Raw genomic sequence first — 1320 nt, 5'->3', positions numbered from 1 at the left:
CGCTCATTTGGCTGATGGTTTCCAGCGTCATGTATCTGGCGCGCTGCACGGCCCATTCGTCGTTCTGTTCGAGCAGGATCGCGCCAACCAGGCGGACGATGGCGTCGTCATTTGGGAAGATGCCGACGACCTCGGTGCGCCGCTTGATCTCGCCGTTGAGGCGCTCGATCGGGTTGGTCGAGTGCAGCTTGGCGCGGTGCTCCTTGGGGAAAGTCATGTAGGCAAGCACGTCGGGCTCGGCGTCGTCCATGATTGTCGCCAGCTTCGGCACCTTCGGCCGGATCTGGTCGGCGACGGCGCGCCATTGCGTGCTTGCGGCCCCGGGCGTTTCCTGGGCGAAGGCGGTGGCGATGAAAGCGGAGACGACGCGGCGCCCGCTCTTGCCGGCATGGGCCAGCACGTTCCTCATGAAGTGGACGCGGCACCTCTGCCATGTCGCGCACAGCACCTTGGTGACGGCCGCTTTGATGCCTTCATGGGCATCGGAGACGACAAGCTTGACGCCGCGCAGGCCACGGCGGGTCAGCTTGCGCAGGAACTCCGTCCAGATCGGCTCGGCCTCAGACGTGCCGACCTCCATGCCCAGCACCTCGCGTCGGCCGTCCGCATTGACGCCGACAGCGATGATGATGGCGACCGAGACGATGCGGCCGCCGCGGCGCACCTTCAGGTAGGTGGCGTCGATCCACAGATATGGCCAGTCGCCCTCAATGGGTCTTTCAAGGAACGCTTTGACCTTACCGTCGATCTCTTCGCACAGCCGGCTGACCTGGCTTTTGGAGATGCCGCTCATGCCCATGGCCTTGACCAGGTCGTCGACCGAGCGGGTCGAGATACCCTGGACGTAGGCCTCCTGGATGACAGCGGTCAGCGCCTTCTCGGCCATGCGGCGCGGTTCGAGAAAACCGGGGAAGTAGGAGCCCTTCCTGAGCTTGGGGATGCGCAGCTCGACGGTGCCGGCCCGCGTCTCCCAGTCGCGCTCGCGATAGCCGTTGCGCTGGGCCGTGCGCAATGGGTTCTTCTCGCCATAGGCGGCGCCGGTGGCGGCCCCAACCTCCAGCTCCATCAGCCGCTCGGCGGCAAAGCCGATCATCTCGCGCAAGAGATCGGAATCCGGAGTCTTCTCCACGAGCGCGCGCAGGTTCATCATGTCGTCGGTCATCGATGGTTCCTTCGAATCAGGTTGGAGTCAGCAACCCGACCTTACCGGCGAACCGTCGATGACCACCGCAAAGCCGCTCGCTCGCTACAGCGCTATCGAGAGCGCGCTCGCGAGCGGCTTCGCTACCGCCGAGCTACACCACCTGTGGGGACGCGACC

General features: G+C 65.1%; 1 protein-coding gene. It reads right to left on the bottom strand.

Annotation, left to right across the window (positions count from 1 at the left end; all coding sequences use genetic code 11):
* Positions 1-1162 (bottom strand): IS256 family transposase (locus tag NKJ37_RS31900; RefSeq protein WP_352776439.1); only part of this gene is annotated, 1162 nt, incomplete at its 3' end.
* Positions 1163-1320 lie beyond the last annotated feature (158 nt).

It is taken from the genome of Mesorhizobium sp. M0140, assembly GCF_040322475.1.
Taxonomy (GTDB): domain Bacteria; phylum Pseudomonadota; class Alphaproteobacteria; order Rhizobiales; family Rhizobiaceae; genus Mesorhizobium.
The sequence above is the reverse complement of the archived record's forward strand: the minus strand, read 5'-3'. Positions and strand labels throughout refer to the sequence as shown.